At 42.7% G+C, this 20,255-nt stretch carries 16 protein-coding genes and 1 riboswitch; of the genes, 10 read left to right on the top strand and 6 right to left on the bottom strand.

The genetic code is table 11. The features are described from left to right. Positions 1-20: 20 nt before the first annotated feature. Positions 21-725, top strand: a complete 705-nt coding sequence (locus ACFSVN_RS11825) for an RluA family pseudouridine synthase (RefSeq protein WP_390302910.1) — start codon at positions 21-23, stop codon at positions 723-725. Between the two features lie 59 nt (positions 726-784). Here the strand turns inward: ACFSVN_RS11825 and ACFSVN_RS11820 are convergent, their stop codons facing one another. Beyond that, on the bottom strand, positions 785-1,363 hold the full coding sequence (locus tag ACFSVN_RS11820; protein ID WP_390302907.1) for a hypothetical protein: 579 nt from the start codon (positions 1,361-1,363) through the stop codon (positions 785-787). 201 nt (positions 1,364-1,564) lie between these two features. After that, the gene (locus tag ACFSVN_RS11815) at positions 1,565-2,308 is read right to left on the bottom strand and encodes an RDD family protein (RefSeq protein WP_390302904.1); all 744 of its coding nucleotides are present in this window, start codon (positions 2,306-2,308) and stop codon (positions 1,565-1,567) included. A 237-nt stretch (positions 2,309-2,545) separates the two neighbouring features. On the opposite strand from ACFSVN_RS11815, the gene ACFSVN_RS11810 reads away from it, so the two are divergent. The 9 genes from ACFSVN_RS11810 (at position 2,546) to ACFSVN_RS11770 (ending at position 11,924) form a co-directional block, all read left to right on the top strand. Further along, positions 2,546-3,499, top strand: a complete 954-nt coding sequence (locus ACFSVN_RS11810) for a stage II sporulation protein M (RefSeq protein ID WP_390302901.1) — start codon at positions 2,546-2,548, stop codon at positions 3,497-3,499. Beyond that, positions 3,496-4,320 carry a hypothetical protein gene (locus ACFSVN_RS11805; RefSeq protein WP_390302898.1) on the top strand — a complete coding sequence of 275 codons (825 nt, stop codon included), beginning with the start codon at positions 3,496-3,498 and terminating at the stop codon, positions 4,318-4,320. Before ACFSVN_RS11810 ends, ACFSVN_RS11805 begins: the two co-directional genes overlap by 4 nt. A 31-nt stretch (positions 4,321-4,351) precedes the next feature. Beyond that, positions 4,352-5,086, top strand: a complete 735-nt coding sequence (locus ACFSVN_RS11800) for a DUF4129 domain-containing protein (protein WP_390302895.1) — start codon at positions 4,352-4,354, stop codon at positions 5,084-5,086. Next, a complete protein-coding gene (locus tag ACFSVN_RS11795; RefSeq protein ID WP_390302891.1) occupies positions 5,083-6,285 on the top strand; it encodes a DUF4350 domain-containing protein in 1,203 nt (400 codons plus the stop codon). Before ACFSVN_RS11800 ends, ACFSVN_RS11795 begins: the two co-directional genes overlap by 4 nt. A 17-nt stretch (positions 6,286-6,302) precedes the next feature. Next, positions 6,303-7,310, top strand: a complete 1,008-nt coding sequence (locus ACFSVN_RS11790; RefSeq protein WP_390303855.1) for an AAA family ATPase — start codon at positions 6,303-6,305, stop codon at positions 7,308-7,310. A gap of 269 nt (positions 7,311-7,579) precedes the next feature. Further along, positions 7,580-8,920: a DUF58 domain-containing protein gene (locus ACFSVN_RS11785; RefSeq protein ID WP_390302888.1), complete on the top strand. Its 1,341-nt coding sequence runs from the start codon at positions 7,580-7,582 to the stop codon at positions 8,918-8,920. Between the two features lie 76 nt (positions 8,921-8,996). Continuing rightward, entirely contained in the window at positions 8,997-9,884 is an 888-nt protein-coding gene (locus ACFSVN_RS11780; protein WP_390302885.1) for an aldo/keto reductase, read from the top strand. 65 nt (positions 9,885-9,949) lie between these two features. Further along, complete coding sequence (locus ACFSVN_RS11775) at positions 9,950-11,101, top strand: ribonuclease D (RefSeq protein WP_390302882.1); 1,152 nt, start codon at positions 9,950-9,952, stop codon at positions 11,099-11,101. Positions 11,102-11,195: 94 nt separating this feature from the next. Then, positions 11,196-11,924 carry a phenylalanine-4-hydroxylase gene (locus ACFSVN_RS11770; protein ID WP_390302879.1) on the top strand — a complete coding sequence of 243 codons (729 nt, stop codon included), beginning with the start codon at positions 11,196-11,198 and terminating at the stop codon, positions 11,922-11,924. Between the two features lie 49 nt (positions 11,925-11,973). Here ACFSVN_RS11770 and ACFSVN_RS11765 read toward each other — a convergent pair whose 3' ends face one another. The 4 genes from ACFSVN_RS11765 to ACFSVN_RS11750 all read right to left on the bottom strand — a co-directional run bounded on the left by ACFSVN_RS11765 (position 11,974) and on the right by ACFSVN_RS11750 (position 19,813). Beyond that, positions 11,974-12,960, bottom strand: a complete 987-nt coding sequence (locus ACFSVN_RS11765) for a cation diffusion facilitator family transporter (protein WP_390302876.1) — start codon at positions 12,958-12,960, stop codon at positions 11,974-11,976. Beyond that, positions 12,961-13,578 carry an inorganic pyrophosphatase gene (locus ACFSVN_RS11760; protein ID WP_390302873.1) on the bottom strand — a complete coding sequence of 206 codons (618 nt, stop codon included), beginning with the start codon at positions 13,576-13,578 and terminating at the stop codon, positions 12,961-12,963. Between the two features lie 202 nt (positions 13,579-13,780). Beyond that, positions 13,781-17,446 (bottom strand): vitamin B12-dependent ribonucleotide reductase, encoded by a 3,666-nt coding sequence (locus tag ACFSVN_RS11755; RefSeq protein WP_390302870.1) that lies wholly within the window; start codon positions 17,444-17,446, stop codon positions 13,781-13,783. A gap of 510 nt (positions 17,447-17,956) precedes the next feature. Further along, positions 17,957-19,813 (bottom strand): TonB-dependent receptor plug domain-containing protein, encoded by a 1,857-nt coding sequence (locus tag ACFSVN_RS11750; RefSeq protein ID WP_390302867.1) that lies wholly within the window; start codon positions 19,811-19,813, stop codon positions 17,957-17,959. 166 nt (positions 19,814-19,979) lie between these two features. Next, positions 19,980-20,195: riboswitch (cobalamin riboswitch) on the bottom strand. Positions 20,196-20,255 lie beyond the last annotated feature (60 nt).

The raw sequence follows: 20,255 nt of genomic DNA, 5'->3' as shown, positions 1-20,255 counted from the left end.
AAAATTTCCTACCCTGAGTTATGAAAGATCAGCGAAAAAAATTTAAAGGATCTCCAAAGAGGTTTCATCCCAAAGTTATCACCATTTTGTATGAGGACTATGATATTATTGTCATCGAAAAAACACATGGCTTGTTAACCGTCGAAACCGACAAAGAAAAGGAAAACACCGTTGATTATTTACTCAACGGGTATGTCAAAAAAGGTAATCCTAAATCCAGAAAGTGTGTGTTTGTTGTACATAGGTTAGACAAAGACACCTCAGGAGTTTTAATTTTTGCTAAGAGCGAACAATCGAAAAAATATCTGCAGGATAATTGGAAGAAAGCTACCAAAACTTATTACACCGTTGTAAATGGAGTACTTGAACAGAAGGAAGATATCCTAAGCTCCTATCTTACACAGAATGCGATATACCGGGTATATTCAGTAGAAGATCCAAAAGCCGGTAAACTTTCGAAAACAGAATACAAGGTTCTTAAAGAATCCGAGAATTATAGTTTGATAGAGGTGAACCTTTTGACCGGCCGAAAAAATCAAATCCGTGTACATTTTTCCGAAGCAGGACACCCTGTTGTCGGCGATAAAATGTATGGGGAAAAAGAAAAAGGGATCAATCGGCTTTGTCTTCATGCAGCAAAACTTTCAATAAATCACCCCGTCACCAAAGAACGAATGACTTTTGAAACAAAGATTCCCGCATATTTTAATTCACTATTGAATTAAGAATTGGGGATTATGATTTCCACTCGTTACCACCCGGTTATTCTCCTTCCTTGTCAGACTTACTTACGACTCTGTTGAGGCCTTAATTTTTTGAAACGCCCCCAAATATTTATAAGCACAGGCTTCATTAATAAATTGGAGAATGCTGAAATCGTTGCGATAACCAAAATGCCCATAATAGGAATGATGGAACCAAAAATAAATGTCGCACCCAACACATGACCAAGAATACATTCCGCTCGATAAATTGGTAAAAACAGACCAACTAACAACACACATAGAGCTGTATACATCGTGATGTTTTCGTAACCAAACTCAAAAGTCACTGATTGAAAAATACTGACAAGCAGCATTCCAAAAAATCCTATTAAAATTCCTTTTGGAATCTTTCCCTTAGCAGATGGATCATCAGGTTGAAATGAAATACGTCGTTTTATGCGCGTTGTTGAAAACCAAGCCAAAAGAGGGAGTACAACAATATTCCACCAGTTAGATATCGCCGGCAAATCAGAACTATGTAGAAGGTGGTGACTTAACACTCCGCCATTTAGGTGCTCCCAAAGTAAATGTGCAAGGACAAAAATTACTACTGATGCAATGAAATAGTTACTCAGTTTTTTGAAGTATTCTTCACTCATGTTAAGCCTTGAATTATGATAGGTTTTCTGTAGGACTCTTATGCACTCACATTGTTGCAAATTAAATAGTAGTCCCTATTTCTTCTTGCTACCAACGACCAAGGCTAAATTCCTTACAACTAGCAACCCTGAAAACCAACAACACCTCCTCATACCCATTTAAATACCCCGCGAAAATCCGCATCACCCGCGTTCTATCCCTCACTTCCCATGAATAGCATTATAATCCTTGATCACCGTTTTCAGGAATTCATCTCCCCGGAGGTCGTGGTCTTGTACCCCTAAGCGTTCTTCTATTTTCTTACGGGTTTTCTGGAGCATCAGGAACCAATTGTCGTAATCGTAGTGGGAGCGGGAATCGAGTACTTCTTTGATGATGCGAATGTCTTTGTCGGTCAGCTCGGCCACTTGCGGGAATACCTGTTGGTAGGCATCGGCTACTTCAGCGAACAGGGTGTTGTCCAGCTTCACATTCTTACGCTCTTTGATCACGCAGGTCTTCCCTAAAATATCCCCGATACGCTGCCCCTTTCCGTTCATGATCACCGTCACAAAGGCAACCACACCGCTGGTCATGCTGATCTCTACCAACCGAAACATCCATCGCACCAGATAACCGCTGAGTGTTGCGCGGGTTCCATCCACCTTGACCACGCGAATACCCACGATCTTTTTACCTAAACTATATCCATTCGAGATCACTTCCGAGATCAGATGATACAACATCATCGGGATCACAAGCACGATATACAACACCCACATATTTTCCTGAATAGCACTTTCAGGATTTATTCCGATATCATTCACATATCCCCAGATCCAGATAACCACCAGATAGTACACCCCGATAAAGAATCCGTCCAGAAAAAAAGCAAGGATACGCTCTCCCACTCCTGCCGGCTCATAGCTTAGTTTTACATGCTGACTGGTTTCAATTCCTACCATCGGATCTTTTTTTGATGATTATTTATGATGATCGGTCTGACGGCTTAACGTCCGTCTGACCGATGGTGAATTTAACCTCTCTTACCTGTTCATCCATCGGACGGGTAATCCGTCAGATGGAAAAACCGAAAATCTGTTCGTGTCGATTACTGCGGATTTACTATCTTATTTGCGAACAAAATTGAGCGTGAAGTTATGCGCATGATTGGTAAAACGAAAGCGGATAAATTTATCTGAATGAGAGAAGTAGCCTTTTTGCGAAAGAATGCGGACAAGTGGAAGGAGTTCGAGCAGTTGCTGAAGGATAAGTCCGGCAATGATCCCGATAAACTCGCTGATCTATATATCGAGCTCAGTGCTGATCTCGCTTACGCACAGGCCAACTATCCCGGAAGTAAGACCGAGCAATATCTGAACCAGCTTTCCGTGGCTGTTCATAATGAGATCTATCGCTCACGGAAAGAAGAAACCGGGCGTATCATCACCTTCTGGACCAGAGAAATTCCCCAACTTTTTGCCTCTAAACAGAAAGAATTACTATATAGCTTCATTGTTTTCAGTATTGCCATCGGCATCGGGATCCTTTCGTCCATGAATGATCCTTCTTTTGTGCGATTCATTATGGGGGATGCCTATGTAAATATGACCATCAGCAATATTGACCAAGGTGACCCGCTGGCAGTGTATAAAAAAGCGGAAGAGATGGACATGTTCTTCGCCATTACCGTAAACAATGTTCGGGTTTCATTCTATGCTTTCGTGAGCGGACTGCTGACTTCCATCGGAGTGGGTATGGTATTATTAAATAACGGGGTGATGGTCGGGGCTTTCTTGCACTTTTTTGCCCAATACGGCCTTATCGGAGAAGCATTAAGGGTTATCTTCATTCACGGTACCCTTGAACTTTCCGCCATTGTTATTGCCGGAGCAGCCGGGTTTGTGGTTGGAAACGGATTTCTGTTTCCCGGAACCTATTCCCGCAAAGACTCTTTCATTAAAGCCGGACGTGAAGGATTAAAGATGATCGTGGGACTTGTCCCTGTATTTATAGCTGCGGGCTTCCTTGAGTCTTTTGTAACCCGATATACCAACATGCCCCTTTGGTTGAGCTTATTCATAATTTTGAGTTCTTTAGCCTTTATTATCTACTATTTTGTGCTACTTCCCATGAAACTAAAAGCAAAAACATGAGTGATTTTAAACTTCAAAAATATCGCGATCTCGGGGCCATATTAACGGATTCCTTTGTGTACATTCGTCTGCATTATAAAAGTCTTGGAAAGGCCCTGTTGCTTTTCGTATTACCTTTTTATCTCATTTCCGGAGTGTTGGTGGGAAATGCTTATACCTCTTTCTTTTCTGCCCTGATGGAGAATCCTGATGTAGCAGGAGACTCAATTATCGGCAGTGACTTCCTGTTTGGTTTTTTGCTTTTGACACTTTCATCCGGAGCTCTGCTTACCGTTGCTATGACTCACATCCAGCTCGCTCGAGATAAAGAAGAGGTTATACTTTCCGATCTGATCGAGCGATTTGGAAGAAACTTCATCACCCTGGTTGCACTATATATCCTGATCATTCTCGTGGTAATACCGGGTTTCATTTTATTTATTATCCCGGGAATTTACATTGCCATCAAATTCTTTGTGGCCCCTGCTGTTGCTGTGATGGAAAATAAAGATCCTATCCAATCCCTTAAGCGATCGTGGGATCTGGTTCAGGGACACTGGTGGTTTACCTTTGCCACCTATCTTGTTATGAACCTCGTGACTACTTTTATGTCGTACGTACTCATCATTCCCATGAGTATCTTTATCGGATTTATGAGCGCATCAGGTGCCGGATCCAACGAAGCTATTGGAACCGGAATGGGCATTTTTTACGGGTTACTGGTTGTAGTCGCTTCCCTGTTTTCCGTACTGATGCTGATCGCGCTGAGCCTTCAGTATTTCAACCTCATTGAACGAAAAGAAGGTATAGGATTACGCCGGCAAATCGAGGAACTGGGTTGATCGAAATCATCTTCCAAACAAGCTTTCAATTGTGAGCTCTACCCTAACCAAATATCTCTTTTTCAGTCTTTTATTTGGGCTTTTGAGCCCCTATATGGGCATCGCTCAAAATACTACACAACCGCAGATACCTGCCGACAGCAGTATAGTAGACACCAGGACCATAGACACTGAAACCCTTAGTGAACTCACCGAAGAGTCTGTATTTGAATACAATGAGGTCGCCCAAAACCCTGATTCCCTGATGAGCCGAATTTATGGCTGGCTGATGCAGATCATTCAATATATCATGGATAACAGGTGGACCTCCGTGATCATAAAGTTCATCTTCTTTGGGATCTTTGCCATTGTGCTTGTTGCGCTCATCAATCAAATTTTAGGTGGAAATTTATCTACCGCTTTTTCAACTAAGAAAAATTCGGATAAACTCTCTTTGAATATCGAGCAATCTGAACTCGATGAAACTGACTATGATGAAATGCTGGATTCCGCCCTGGCCGAAAACCGGTATCGTGATGCCGTTCGAATTTTGTACCTGAAAGCTTTGCAACAGCTTAACGAAGCTGAACTGATTGTGTGGAAAGCCGACAAGACCAATCACGATTATTTGCTGGAACTGAATGATCACCCTTCAAAAACTTCTTTTTCTCGCCTCACCTCCTATTACGAATATGTTGAGTATGGAGATTTTCAGATAGAAGAAAACGGATTCAGCAGCATTCAGGATATCTATCTGGAATTCCAAAAAAGGGCCGTTCAGTCATGATCAAGAAAGAACGCACTTACTATATTCTTCTTGGAGTGTTGATCACCCTATTTGTGGTCTTTGAGATCCTCAAACCAAAACCGCTCGACTGGACTGAAAGCTTCTCTGCTGAAGATAAAATTCCCTATGGAGGGTTTTTGATCCATGAAATGCTGTCCCAAACCTTTTCAGAAGAATCGATAACCACGAATAACAGCCCTATCTTTGAGTATTCCGATACGCTGAATGCTAACAAGAACTGGATCTTTATTAACACATCTCTCAATTTCGATCCATGGGAAAGTAAGATCCTGTTTTCACAAGCAGAACAGGGAACCGATATTTTTATAGCTGCAAGACAGTTTGGACAATTCTTCACAGATACCCTTGACCTTACCACTTCCCTCAATAATCCTTTTTTGCAATCAGGTAGTATACTAACCGATGATACGGTGACGGTTAATTTCACCAATCCCGGTTTGAAGAGAGACGGAGGTTTTTCTTACTACAGAAGTACTACCGAGACCTTTATCGCCAATGTGGATTCAAGTCTTCAGGTTACAAAGCTGGGTACTAATCATCAAGGAAATACCAACTTCATTCGTATTAAATGGGGCGATGGAAATATCTACTTCCACTCTAACCCTACCCTCTTCACCAACTATTTTGTACGAGATAAGATCGGGGCAGACTATGCCCTCACTGCCCTTTCTTACCTTCCCGATCGAGCAACAATATGGGATGAATACTATAAAGATGTACGAACCGAAAACAACAGTGTGGTCCGTTATGTGGTTTCTGAAGACCATCTCAGGTGGGCTTGGTTTCTGACTTTAAGTGGCGTGGTGTTATTCATGATCTTCAGAGCAAAACGGTCGCAGCGGATCATACCAAAGATAGAACCTCTCAAAAATTCCAGTATTGAATTCGCCAAAACCATCGGCGACCTCTATCTTGAAAAAGGGGATCATAAACTCATTGCCGATAAGAAGATCCGTTTCTTCTTTGACTATATTCGCACTAACCTCGGCCTTGATACGGATGATATTGATGAGCATGTGAAGAAAGATATTTCCAGGCGTTCAGGTATTGATGAAGCCAAGGTTCATAGCCTTTTTGATCTGATCGACCTTGTATCAACAAAAGAAGAGATCACCCCAAAAGAACTGAAATTACTAACCGAACGAATTGACGAATTCTATAAACAGAGTCAACGATGAGTACAGAAGACAAAGATATGACAAATAATCCATCCGACAACGCTAAACCGGATGCCGCACCCTTTGAAAGCAGAATAGATCTTTCAGGAGTGGAAAAACTCGTTAATGAGATCCGTTCGGAACTTGGAAAGATCATTGTGGGGCAACACCGCATGGTAGATCTTTTGATAGCAGCCTTACTCGCTGACGGACATGTCCTCATTGAAGGCGTTCCCGGTGTAGCCAAAACCCTGACCACAAAATTATTGGCTCAGACCATCAGCGCTGATTTCTCCCGTATCCAATTCACACCGGATCTTATGCCTGCCGATGTGATCGGAACGTCGGTCTTCAACCCAAAGACCACTGATTTTGAATTTAAAGAAGGACCGATCTTTTCCAACATCGTGCTTATTGATGAGATCAATCGTTCACCTGCCAAAACTCAGGCGGCTTTGTTTGAAGTGATGGAGGAACGCCAGATCACCGTAGATGGGGAAACCTATTTCATGGAACCACCTTTCATGGTGGTAGCTACTCAAAACCCGATCGAACATGAAGGTACGTACCGGCTTCCAGAAGCTCAGCTCGACCGATTCCTGTTTCGGATCGATGTGCCATATCCTTCCCTGGATGAAGAAGTAGAGATCTTATCCGGAAGTTATGAGCGGAAAAATAAACTCGACATCAGTACTCTGGAAAAAGTGATCTCATCCGAAGAAATTTCTAAACAGCGTGATGTTACGGCTTCTATTCACGTAGAACCTGAATTGATGAAGTACATTGCGGAAGTGATACAGAATACCCGAAACAGCAGTTCGGTTTCCATCGGAGCTTCGCCACGGGCATCGGTCTTTGTAATGAAAGCTGCCCAAGCCTGGGCAGCCATGAATGGCCGTGATTTTATTACCCCGGAAGATGTAAAGGAAGTTATCAATCCGGTATTAAGGCACCGAATTACCCTTACACCTGAAAAAGAAATGGAGGGCATGAAACCCGATCAGGTGATACAGATGATCCTGGAAAAAGTGGAGGTGCCAAGGTGAGTTTGAAATTTATTAAACTACTAAAAAGAAAGTCTTCCCTTGAGGGAAGTACGGCTTTAGCCGGGATGGGTGTGGTCACCAAGGATTACCAAGTTGATTACAATTAAAAAACTCCTGGCACCAACACCCTCCGCCAGACTTCACATTCGTTCAGTCCGGCACCTCCCTCAAGGGAGGACTTTCTCACTAAAAAGATCAACAGAAATTAATCAGACAACGAACGCTCCAAGGTCTTTCAGACGCTTGGAGGTTCTTTACTAAGATATACCATGAACCCCATCACCATCTTCAAGCAAACACATCTAAGTAACCTGTTCTTTCAGGTACTTGCAGGAGTGGCTTTCACTTTTCTGGCGGGATATTTTGTCCCCGCAGTGGGAGCAATTGCTGAGATCTTATTCTTTGGGTTTGTGGTCATTTTTGGGATCGACCTGGTGTTGATCTTCAGTAAAAAAGAAGCCGTTTCCGGAAAACGATTTGTACCTAAGCGGCTATCAAACGGAGATGAAAACATTATTCGCCTGCAGATCTCTAATAGATATAATTTCGGAATACGGGCTGAGATCGTTGATGAGATCCCTCATCAGTTTCAGATCCGTGATTTCAGTATACCTGCTGATCTCAAGGCAAATGAAACTCAGGAATTCACTTATGAACTGCGGCCAACCGAACGAGGTGAATATGATTTTGGTAACATCAATGTATTTGCGAATACCGCGATCGGCTTCATAAAAAGAAAGATCAGTACCCATGCTTCGCAGATGGTTCCGGTGTATCCATCCTTCATTCAGATGCGGAAATTTGAGATGTACGCCATCTCTAACCGCCTTACCGATGTAGGCATCAAAAAGATCCGCAGAGTGGGGCATACCATGGAATTCGATCAGATCAAGGAATACGTACGGGGAGATGACGTCCGCTCCATCAACTGGAAAGCTACAGCACGGGCCAACGACCTGATGGTGAATCAGTATCAGGACGAACGCTCTCAGAATGTGATCAATGTTATTGATACGGGCAGGGTTATGAAAATGCCTTTTGAGGGACTTCACCTTTTGGATTATGCCATCAATACCAGCCTGGTGATCTCTAACATCGCACTTATTAAAGATGATAAAGCCGGGTTGGTCACCTTCTCCAATAATGATTCGGTCGTCGTTAAACCGGAAAAAAAACGAACACATATTCAGCGTATTCAGGAGGCACTCTACAAAGTCGATACCAATTTTCTGGAATCAGATTACGAACGATTGGTTGTTTCGCTAAAGAAACATGTAAATCAACGAAGCCTTGTTTTACTGTATACCAATTTTGAAACTTTTTCGTCCATGGAGCGGCAACTACCCTACCTTCAGCGTATCGCCAGAGATCACCTTCTGGTTACCATCTTTTTTGAGAATACAGAGATGACCAAGTTGCTTCATAAAGAGGCCTCAACCATCGGACAGATCTACACCAAAACCATCGCTGAGAAATTTACTTATGAAAAGAAGCAGATCGTAAAGGCATTGAATCAGCATGGCATTCAAACCATTCTTACTCCTCCCAAAGAACTTTCCGTGAATGCGATCAATAAATATCTTGAATTGAAAGCCCATGGATTGATCTGACCATTTGACCTTAATTTGGAATCATTTCAAACCGTATCTCCTTTTATTGGTACCCTTATAAAATCAGATCATTAGCATGAAATACAAAAAGCTGGGAAGCTCCAAACTTGAAGTAAGCGAGATAAGTTTCGGGTGTATGTCACTTGAAATCGAAAAGGGAGAAGAATACAACTCTTCCCTCCTTCAAAAGGCAATCGAAGCCGGTATTAATTTCTTTGACACTGCCGACCTCTATGATAAGGGGCTTAATGAAGAAATGATCGGGAAAGCCCTGGAATCGGTACGTGATAAAGTTTTGATAGCTACTAAAGTTGGCAATGTCTGGAATAAAGACAGATCCGGTTGGAACTGGAACCCTACCAAAGAACTCATCCTGACAGAAGTAAATGAAAGCCTTCGTCGCCTTCAAACCGATTACATCGATCTATATCAATTACACGGAGGCACCCTTGAAGATCCCATTGATGATATCATTGAAGCTTTTGAACAGCTTAAGAAACAAGGTAAGATCAGAGCTTACGGCATCTCTTCTATTCGTCCCAATGTGATCCGCGAATATGTTAAACGCTCCAACATCGACAGTGTGATGATGCAGTATAGTTTACTGGATCGTCGTCCTGAAGAGGAGGCCCTGGATCTGCTTGCTGAACATGACATCAGTGTGATCACCCGGGGAACCTTAGCTAAGGGAATGCTGATCGATAAACCGGCTAAGGACTATCTTGGTTATTCCGTTGAAGAAGTGAAGAAGATGCAGGAAGCCGTAATGAAAACAGGTAATCCCATTGCTGCTTCTGCTCAGTTCGTGAACCAACATCCGGCTGTGGCCTCGGCGGTATTAGGAATCCGGACAGAAGAGCAGCTTATTGAGATCCTCACGAAGTACAATTCCACGATTCCTGAAAAAGAACTGCAATCACTTTCCGAACTTATGGAGCCAAATGTTTATGAAAAGCATCGCTGAATAATTACCACAAATCAGCATTTATCTTAATACCTTAGGATATAATTTTTGACCCAATTCACTACATGACTATTACAACGATCACTGAAGAAAATGACCTTCAGGAACTTACTTCAACCCTTTCCCGGAAATCTGAATTTGCCATTGATCTTGAGTTTGACCGAAATCGTTACCGCTACGGCTTCGATATGTGCCTGATGCAAATTTATGACGGTGAAGATTGTTATTTGATCGACCCACTCAGTGGGAATTTGGACATAAAAACGATCTTCCCTCCCATTCAAGATCCAAAGATCAAAAAGGTTGTTTTCGCTTTCGGGGAAGATCTTCGGCTTTTCCATTCCCTGGGATGCTTTCCCAAGAACTTGTATGACCTGGATGCAGCAACCAGCCTCTTAAATTTCCAGCCGGCATCTCTCACCAATTTGATCAAAGAGGTATTAGAGGTGGAAGTGAACAGCAGCTCTCAGCAGAGCAATTGGTATAAACGGCCACTTTCCGAAGATCAAAAGCATTATGCTGCCGATGATGTACTCTATCTTCTCGATTTCAAAAAAGAACTGGAAAAGCGTGCAGAGGAAGCAGGAATATTAGATTGGATCAGGGAAGAAAATGCTGTTTTCGATCAGCTTGATTACAGTGATGAGGATCATAATAATCTGATCAAAGAAAAAGACAAGAATGATATGTCGGTCTTTGAGTGGCATCTCTACTGTAAACTAATGGAATACTTTGATTCTCTGGCAAAAAAATATAACAAGCCGGTCTATCATCTGGTAAATAAAGAATTAGTTGAATCCCTGGCAACGGATCCCAACATGGTAAAAAAGTGGCAGAGCATGAAAGGAATTTTCGGAAAACTTAAGAATGATAAGTTCCAAAATGAATTAGAGCAGCTACTTGAGAATTCCAGAAATGAAGTTGAAGAGAAAGGGCTTTCTAAAAGTAAAAAAGCCAGCATGACCATGACTCGGGATGAATATCTTGCAATGAGAAGAGAAGCCAATCGCATTAACGAGATCAAGAATAAGGTTTTCAATCCCCTTCAGGATAAGATCACAGAGGAACTTGGAACTCATGCAAAGTCCTTCATCCTTCCGAACCGTCTGGCTAAAGAGATCATTGCCGGTGAGGCAGAACTGGTTCCTGATTATAAAATTCAGCTATTTCGAAAATATGGAGAAGATCTAGGGCTCGACCTAAGTGATTATTTGTAAAAAAACATCACTTTTAAACCTGAAGTTTATTGAATGATTATTTTCCCCGGGCAGTTAAGTACCCGCTACTATTCATCAAATATTATTTTTTACAATGCGTCAAAATTACAAGAAGTATACCCTTGAAGATCAGGAAGTTTGGAATATATTAGCAACCAAACAGTTAGAGAATTTACCCGGAAAAGCTCACCCCGAATATTTAGCTTGCCTTGCAGAATTAGAGAATGTATTGCACGCCCATGCTATTCCAAGATTCGTAGAGCTTAATGAGGTTTTATCTGCAAAACATGGCTGGTCGATTTCAGTAGTACCGGGGCTTATACCGGTTGAGGATTTCTTTAAGCTACTTAAGAACCGGAAGTTCAGCGCCTCAACATGGCTGAGAAGTAAAGATCAGCTCAATTATCTTGAAGAGCCTGATATGTTCCATGATGTTTTTGGTCACATTCCCCTCCTCATGAATGAGTCATATGCCGACTTTGCACAAAAGCTCGGAGCATTGGGAGTCAAGTACATTGACAATAAAAAAATAGTAACCCAGCTTCAAAGACTGTATTGGTTTACTATTGAATTTGGGCTGATCAAAGAAAAAGATGATACCATGATCTACGGCGCCGGTATCATTTCTTCCTCCGGTGAAACTGATCATGTTATGAATGACGAAGTGGAGATCAGACCATATGATATTTTTGATCTCATTGAGCAGGATTTCATCACCAGTGAAATTCAAACCAAGTATTATGAACTGGAGGATTTCGATCAGCTTTTCCATTCTATTGAGAACTTAGAGAGCTCTTTACTGGAAAAGTCTGAACCGGCTTAGCGGATCATTGATTATATAGAGCATCAGCTTGCTAAGCTTTTAACAGAGCTTACCCAAGTTGATGTTTCCCATATGAAGCTACATTTTCAACCTTCCACGTGATTGATTTCTCGAAAGGGTGACGGCGAACTTCACAATCCTGAACCTGACATAATCGGCACGAAAATTCCATGCAGTAATCGGTGTGAATGAAGATCTCGATCCGATCCCCGAATTTTTGAGCGATCAGTTCTTCGATGCGGTCCAGCTCATTATGGGCTTCTCTAACGGTCAAATACCAGGGAAGTGTTAAGTGGCAATCTACATGCAGGATCCGACCATACTTGATGATCCGCAGGTTATGAAGGTCTATCCACTTGGGATCTCTGTTTTTCTGAAGGTATTCGATCATCTCTTCCAGCAGATCATCATCAGATTCATCCATGATACCTGCAACGGCTTGCCTGAGAATACCGATTCCGGTTTTCACTATGATCAAAGCAAAAATGATCGCGACCGCACCATCAAACCATAAAATTTCGGTAAACCAGATAAGGATCAGTCCCCCAATGATACCAATGGTAGTATAAGTATCGGTTTGGAGATGTTTCCCGCTCGCCTGCAGCGCCGGTGAATCATTCTTCCTTCCTGTTTGATAGGCCCACCAGCCAAAACCATAATTGATAACAGCAGAGATAGCGATAAGAATGATCCCCAGATCAAGCTTTTGTAATGGTACCGGATCAATGAAACTTTGAACGGCCTCGGCTATAATAAAAAGCCCGGCAATAGTGATCAGTGTCCCCTCAATTCCTGCTGATATAAATTCAACTTTACCGTGCCCGTATGGATGGTTTGAATCTTTGGGTTTTGCTGAAAGGATCAAACTGTACAATCCGATAAAACCTGAGATCACATTTACGATACTTTCCAGCCCATCCGTTAATACCGCAACCGAACCGGTGAAGTACCATGCAACCATTTTGATGACGAAAAGAACAACGGCTACAGCCACAATGAACTTCTGTACCCGGATATTCTCCCTTCCCTTAGTCATTTACTCACCGAACATAGTCTCATAATCCTGAATAGATGCTTCGATGACCTTATAGGCGTGTTGCTCGTCAAAGATTCCCTCTACATACACATCATTCATATCTTTTCCGGGAATGAGTTTATAGGTGCTGAAATAGTGGCGAAGCCGTTCTAATAAAACAGGAGGAAGGTCATTTACGCTTTCAATGTCTTTGTAATAGGTGTCATTGTCTAAAACAGAAATGATCTTGTCATCCGCCTCTCCATGATCTACCATGTGTAACCCGCCGATCACTCTCGCACTCAGGATCACCTCATTTCGGTCGATGGGGCGCTCACTTAACACGCAAATATCCAGCGGATCGCCGTCCCCTATCACATCCTGACTTGATAGCTCTCCGACTCTATCTCCGCAATAGGTTCTTGGTATAAATCCATACAATGAGGGTGGTAAGGAAGAACTCCGTTGCGGACGGTCCACACGCATATAACCGGTTTTCTTATCCACTTCGTACTTGATGGTGTCAAAAGGGGTAAGCTCGATGAAAGCATTTACTTTTTGGGGTTGATCGGGGCCAACTTCGAGTCCGTGCCACGGATGAGGTCTCCAGCGGAAAAAGGGGTTGGGAAAGTTTGGCATGATGGGAAGAGGGTGAAATTGAAATTCGTCAGCAAAGTAAAGTTAATGACATAAATTTGCTTATACGAAATGTATTTAATTAAAAAACCCCGACCGGGTACTCACCGATCAGGGTTTATCCTGTTTTCCATGTAAGATCATTTGTCATTAAAACTGTAGGGGCGTATTGCGATACGCCCCTACGGTAATGGTAAATTATAATCTACGAACAACCAGTTGTCGATCCACAGGTGATGCACTTCATACACGTGCCGTTTCTCACCATGGTCATGCTGCCGCATTCGGGGCAGGCCTCACCGGTATAGCCCATTTGCTTGGCTTTGTCGTAGTCACTTTCGTAACTGTCGGATGATTTCACAACCGACTCCTGTGCAGTCCGGGATTCGGCCGCAGTCTGAGATGTATCTGCCATTGATGGCGCCGGTTCTGGTTCCGGCTCCGGAGAACGTGCCGTAGTGCTTCGGGCATCGGTATTAAATTCAGCACTGTCCACTTCGGGGTTTGCATCTGCAGTTGGACGCAAATGTCGAGATTCTATTTCCTCAGCCGGTACGTGGGCCAGGTCTTCTCTGCCCAGGTAGGTAACCGCCAATTCACGGAAGATGTAATCAATAACAGAAGTACTCATCTTCACGTGGGGGTTTCCGTTTACCATACCGCTTGGCTCGAATTTGGTAAATACAAAGGCATCCACGAATTCTTCCAACGGTACGCCATGCTGTAATCCAAGTGAAATGGAGATAGCAAAGCAGTTCAGCAAGCTACGGAAAGCAGCACCTTCTCGATGCATATCTATAAAGATCTCACCAAGCTGACCGTTATCATATTCTCCTGTTCTGAGATATACACTCTGTCCGCCGATCTTCACTTTCTGGGTGTAACCTTCGCGACGGAATGGGAGTCTCTGACGTCGTGCCACATACTTGTGGATGATCCGCTCGGCCACTTCAAGAACTTTGTCTTGTGCCATGGTGGTCTCAGCATCAACAGATGCTTCTTCTTCCTCTTCGTCAATTTCTTCCAGCACATCAGCCATAGAGTTCAGCGGCTGACTTAGCTTGGAACCATCACGATATAAGGCATTTGCTTTCAGCATCATCTCCCACGAATCCATATAGGCATCTTTCATGTCCTCGATGGTAGCTTCATTTGGAAGGTTGATGGTTTTGGAGATCGCTCCGGAAAGGAACGGCTGTGCAGCAGCCATCATTCGGATGTGGCCTTTTGCTGAAATGAATCGGGTTCCGATCCTTCCGCAACGGTTTGCACAATCGAATACGGCATAATCTTCTTCTTTCAGATGCGGAGCACCTTCAACAGTCATAGTCCCGCACACATAATCGTTGGCTTCCTGAATTTGCTCATTGCTGAATCCAAGATGGCGCAGCATGTTGAAGTTCATATCGTTGAGCTGCTCATCAGAGATCTCAAGTACATCCTTACAGAAATCTTCGCCAAGCGTCCACTGATTGAAAGCAAACTTAATATCAAAACTTCCCGGAAGTGCCTCGTTGATGGCATCCAGTTTATCTTTGGTAAATCCTTTTTCCATCAGGACTTCAGCGTTGATATGCGGACATCCTTCCAAAGAACCGGAGCCTTTGGCATAGTCGATGATCTCCTGAGATTCCTTCTTGGAGTATCCAAGATTCTTCAATGCTTTAGGTACGGCTTGGTTAATGATCTTAAAGTATCCGCCGCCGGCAAGCTTCTTGAATTTCACCAGTGCGAAGTCAGGTTCGATACCGGTCGTGTCGCAATCCATCACCAGACCAATGGTTCCGGTTGGTGCAAGAACGGTAACCTGTGCATTTCGATATCCATGTTTTTCACCGAGCTTCAATGCTTTATCAGAAGCTTTCTTAGCTGCCTTAACCAGGTAATCCGGACAGATGGAAGCGTCAATTCCCATCGGCTTCACGGTTAAACCTTCATATTCCTCAGGGTCAGCATTGTAGGCTGCTCTTCGGTGATTACGGATCACTTTGAGCATATGCTCTTTGTTACGCTCGTAACCATTGAAAGGACCTAATTCCTTCGCCATTTCAGCTGAGGTGGCATAAGAGGTCATGTGCATGGTAGCGGTAACCGCGCCTGCAACTGAGGCTCCTTCTTCACTGTCATAAGGAAGTCCCTGCACCATCAATGCGGCTCCAATGTTGGCGTAACCGAGCCCAAGCGTACGGAATTCATACGAGAGCTCTGCAATTTCTTTGGATGGGAACTGAGCCATCAATACAGCGATCTCAAGAACCACGGTCCACATGCGGGAAGCGTATTCCAGCGACTCCATATCAAATTCTTTGTACTCGCCATCACCTTTGAAATACTTCATCAGGTTCAGAGAGGCAAGATTACAAGCCGTGTTATCAAGGAACATGTATTCTGAGCAAGGATTACTTGCTTTGATAGGGCCATCTTCGGGGCAAGTATGCCATTCGTTGATGGTGTCATGATATTGTGTTCCCGGATCGGCGCAAGACCACGCTGCATAGGCGATGTCATCCCAAAGCTCCCGGGCGCGCAGGGTTTTCATCGGTTTTGGATCACGCCCTTCTTCTTCGGCATCCTCCAATTCAACCCGGCCATATAAATGCCAGTCGGAATCATCCTTTACGGCTTTCATGAATGAATTCGGCACACGTACGGAATTATTGGAATTTTGTCCGCTTACTGTTGAGTAAGCTTCTGAATTCCAGTCCGTGTCATAGGTATCGAATTCAAGATCAGTGAATCCCTGAGCAGCAAGCTGGATCACGCGCTCTATATAATTAAGAGGGACCTGATTTCGCTTCGCTTTGCGGATCTCATCGGCAAGTGCCTTATTCTTCAATGGATCACGGCTCATAGCTCCGTTAAAAGTACGGCCTTCAATTTCTACCGGAGTGTGGCAAAGCTTAATAATATTCTTCAAATGCTTTTGTACACTTTTGGAACCGGCTACAAGAGCTGCTACTTTCTGTTCTTCACGAACTTTCCAGTTGATGTACTCTTCAATATCAGGGTGATCCAGGTCAAGTGTTACCATCTTGGCTGCACGTCGCGTGGTTCCGCCTGATTTAATAGCGCCGGCTGCACGGTCACCGATCTTCAGGAAGCTCATCAACCCTGAGCTTCTTCCTCCGCCACTCAATGGTTCTTCTGCTCCGCGAATTTGAGAAAAGTTACTTCCTGTTCCGGATCCATATTTAAATAGGCGTGCTTCACGAACCCACAGGTCCATGATACCGCCTTCGTTTACAAGGTCATCATCTACACTCTGAATAAAACAGGCGTGTGGCTGGGGATGAGTGTAGGCATCTTCAGATCTCTTAAGCTCGCCGGTCTTTCCATCTACATAATAATGACCCTGAGCAGGACCATTAATTCCATACGCCCAATGTAGTCCGGTATTGAACCACTGCGGACTATTTGGTGCTGCCATTTGATTGGCCAGCATATACGCTAACTCATCGTAGAAAACCTTCGCATCTTCCTCGCTGTCAAAATAGTCATGTTTCCAACCCCAATAAGTCCAACAACCCGCCAATCGGTGAAAAACTTGTTTACTGTCGATCTCGTGCGTGAAGCGCTCCTCTTCAGGAACATCCTTAAGCGCTTTTTCATCCGCCTCCGAACGCTGCAACCATTTTGGTACTCCTTTTTCTTTAACCTTTTTCAGTTTTGCAGGCACTCCGGCTTTACGGAAATACTTTTGGGCAATAACATCAGTGGAAACCTGACTCCAGCTTTCCGGTACTACCACATTTTCCATATGGAATACCTGGGAGCCATCCGGGTTTTTTATCTCTGAGGTTCTTGTTGCAAATTCTATGTTATCAAATGGAGTTTTCCAGTCGGTCTTGGTGTAGAAGCGAGTAAATTTCATTGGCGTACTTCGTTAGCTTATTGTTACTGTTTTACCTTCGTAGATGAGATACTATGATGAGATACTATTCAAACAATTTCCGATAACTTATCTCCTTAAGAAGTACGAACTAATATAGACGAGAGACCGACACACAGCAAGAAAAAAATCGATTACTTTTCCACAAAATCGGGTACTTATCCACATTGTGGTTTTCGGTTTTTATAAAGTATTTAATTATTATAATTATTATTGAATATAATATTATATAATAAATTGATTCCAAACTATTGATCAAAAAAAAAGCCCCTTATTTTGAATAAGAGGCTTTTTAATGTCCAAATCTGATGTATAGCAGCTTAAAGTTATCCACACTGCTAAAACAAAGTTAACCTAGAACAAAAACATTATCTATTAATAATTACTCTTATTAAAAGTATTTTTTTGTATTGATATTTAAATAAGTATGGTAAAATATAACGGACAGTATATGTTATTAAATACTTTCATCATTTAAGGGTACCTGAAGAATCAATATGAAAACTTCAGTCCGCCTTTAAAGTGGGTCCCCCGAGTATTGAAGCCATAAACTTCTGTATATTCTGAATTCAAAATATTGTTTACAGAAGCAAATATTGTAAGCTTCTCATTGAGAAAACTATACTGAATGCGGGCATCCAAAAGAACATAGCTGTCTAACTCTACTTCATCATTAGTGAAGGTCTGGGAATTATAAAACAGATCATTTCTCTGTCCTATAAACGAACCGCTTAACCCGGCTTGAAGATTTTCGCTGAACCTTTGCTCTACTGAAGTTCCAAACTGATGATCGGGTCTGCGGATCAAATTATCTGTTTCCTCACCATTTTGTGTAATGGCTCCATCCAAATAATTATAGAACAGCTTAATCCGTGTTGTTGTGAACTGATACTCTGTTGATACTTCCAGCCCTGAATCATTTTGCTCGTTGATGTTGATATATCCCAATGTCCCATCATACGAGATCATGTCTTCGATATCTCTTTTGAAATAGATCACGCTGGCCTGTAATTTTGAATCTGCAGACAGAAATTCAATCCCCGCATCAAAGGTCAGGCTTTTTTGTGGTTTAAGATCTGTATTGGCTCCAAAGGGACCAAAAAGTTCATTCAGTGTCGGTGCCTTGAACCCAGAACTCACGGAAGCTAAAAGTTTGAACTGTTCATTGAAATTATAAACAGGAGCAATATTAAAGGTCCAGTTGCTTCCGTACTCAGAATGGTTGTTGTATCGAAGCCCCAATTCTCCATTCAATCCAAATCCGGATTCCAGATATGTTGTTACATAAGGACTTAGAATACTCGATCCCTCGTTAATAGCATCTAACTTAAAATTCAGGTTTTGGATATTGAAACCTGCCAAAAATCGAACTTTAGAAAACTTATTATAGGTAACATACAGATCGGAATTAAACAGGGTAGCCTCGGGATTGAACACTCCAAAACTGTCCGTAAATTTACGCTCTGTACTTGTAAAAGTAGCTGCTTCTTGTATTACGAGGTCCCCGGTATCGTAGCGTAAACGAGCTCCGGTATTTAACAAATCGGCTTCATAGGTATTCGCTCCGTCCGTAAATGCTCCATTATCGTAGTCTCCGTCATACCGTGAAAAATTAATAAATGGAGTAATGCTCAGCCCCTCAACAGGAGAAACCGATACTTGTGAATTTAATGCAAGTCGTTCGAATCCATCCTTGTTAAAATCAGGCTGCCCATCCGGATCAGCTTCAGAGATCCCATCTGTAAATTCTCGTGACAAATTTACGGAATAACCAACGAGCCCGGTCCGGCCATTTGCCCCCAAAGACAAATCATTGGTATTGTAGGAACCATAAGCCGCTTTACCATTCAGATTGAAACTTCCATCTTCTGGTTTTTTTGTGATCACATTGATCACTCCTGCAATGGCATCGGAGCCATACAGTGTACTCATACTTCCTTTTACGATCTCAATGCGCTCTACGTTTTCAAGTGGCAGTAACCTAAGATCAAAAGCTCCTCCCTCTCCAGATGGATCCGTAACCGGAAAGCCATCGATAAGAACTAGTGTATATTGAGTTGAAGCACCTCTTAGATATACCGACTTATCTTTGCCGGGACTTGAAACCGCTCCGTTAATCATTACTCCATTTTGTTCGTTCAACAGTTCTGAAAGGGAAGAACCTGAATAACGTTCAATTTCCTCACGGTCAATAACAGTTACAGGCTTTGTAGTTTCACGCTCTGTGGTGGGTGTTTTGGAAGCGGTAACAACAACTTCTCCCAGATCAAGGGTATCAGCAATCTGGGCAAAGCCGGTTTCAGAAACTGCCAGGAATAACATTATCAAGATGGTAATTAAATAGTTCATGTAGCTTTATTTAAAAGTTTTTGGATATAATTAGGCGGGTAAAACTTATAAGTCCCAAATAGATATAGTTATTCCAAGGGCTGGTCTTCAGCCTGTGAACTTCCGGTATAGTTTAGGAACAAAAAGCATAATTGTTGATCTGCACATCTTTTTACCCGAAAGAGGTGTGACAGTTAAAATGATGGCAGGTCTCCTGGCTTTCCGTTGGCAGCGCCTTCCCGTTTCATATAATTTGAAACAGTGGCAAAGGTGAGGCTGCAAGTGATCGACCTTTCGGCAGATTCGGATTACAGTTGCGGGAACAGCTCTCGTATCTCACGAGATTCCCTTTTAACTCCGGGCGATTTTACGTCTGCCCGAGACCATCATTAATTCGACCCAAAAGTAAATACATTATGGAATAATTCAAATCTGGATTTTTATTTACTTATACAATTCATAT

The sequence above is a fragment of the Gracilimonas halophila genome (genome assembly GCF_042684365.1).
GTDB lineage: Bacteria > Bacteroidota > Rhodothermia > Balneolales > Balneolaceae > Gracilimonas > Gracilimonas halophila.
The sequence above is the reverse complement of the archived record's forward strand: the minus strand, read 5'-3'. Positions and strand labels throughout refer to the sequence as shown.

Excerpts from the sequence above, each read along its gene's own strand:
- ACFSVN_RS11825 (WP_390302910.1), top strand. The coding sequence starts at position 21 with ATGAAAGATCAGCGAAAAAAATTTAAAGGATCTCCAAAGAGGTTTCAT.
- ACFSVN_RS11820 (WP_390302907.1), bottom strand. The coding sequence starts at position 1,363 with ATGAGTGAAGAATACTTCAAAAAACTGAGTAACTATTTCATTGCATCA.
- ACFSVN_RS11815 (WP_390302904.1), bottom strand. The coding sequence starts at position 2,308 with ATGGTAGGAATTGAAACCAGTCAGCATGTAAAACTAAGCTATGAGCCG.
- ACFSVN_RS11810 (WP_390302901.1), top strand. The coding sequence starts at position 2,546 with ATGAGAGAAGTAGCCTTTTTGCGAAAGAATGCGGACAAGTGGAAGGAG.
- ACFSVN_RS11805 (WP_390302898.1), top strand. The coding sequence starts at position 3,496 with ATGAGTGATTTTAAACTTCAAAAATATCGCGATCTCGGGGCCATATTA.
- ACFSVN_RS11795 (WP_390302891.1), top strand. The coding sequence starts at position 5,083 with ATGATCAAGAAAGAACGCACTTACTATATTCTTCTTGGAGTGTTGATC.
- ACFSVN_RS11790 (WP_390303855.1), top strand. The coding sequence starts at position 6,303 with ATGACAAATAATCCATCCGACAACGCTAAACCGGATGCCGCACCCTTT.
- ACFSVN_RS11785 (WP_390302888.1), top strand. The coding sequence starts at position 7,580 with ATGAACCCCATCACCATCTTCAAGCAAACACATCTAAGTAACCTGTTC.
- ACFSVN_RS11780 (WP_390302885.1), top strand. The coding sequence starts at position 8,997 with ATGAAATACAAAAAGCTGGGAAGCTCCAAACTTGAAGTAAGCGAGATA.
- ACFSVN_RS11775 (WP_390302882.1), top strand. The coding sequence starts at position 9,950 with ATGACTATTACAACGATCACTGAAGAAAATGACCTTCAGGAACTTACT.
- ACFSVN_RS11770 (WP_390302879.1), top strand. The coding sequence starts at position 11,196 with ATGCGTCAAAATTACAAGAAGTATACCCTTGAAGATCAGGAAGTTTGG.
- ACFSVN_RS11765 (WP_390302876.1), bottom strand. The coding sequence starts at position 12,960 with ATGACTAAGGGAAGGGAGAATATCCGGGTACAGAAGTTCATTGTGGCT.
- ACFSVN_RS11760 (WP_390302873.1), bottom strand. The coding sequence starts at position 13,578 with ATGCCAAACTTTCCCAACCCCTTTTTCCGCTGGAGACCTCATCCGTGG.
- ACFSVN_RS11755 (WP_390302870.1), bottom strand. The coding sequence starts at position 17,446 with ATGAAATTTACTCGCTTCTACACCAAGACCGACTGGAAAACTCCATTT.
- ACFSVN_RS11750 (WP_390302867.1), bottom strand. The coding sequence starts at position 19,813 with ATGAACTATTTAATTACCATCTTGATAATGTTATTCCTGGCAGTTTCT.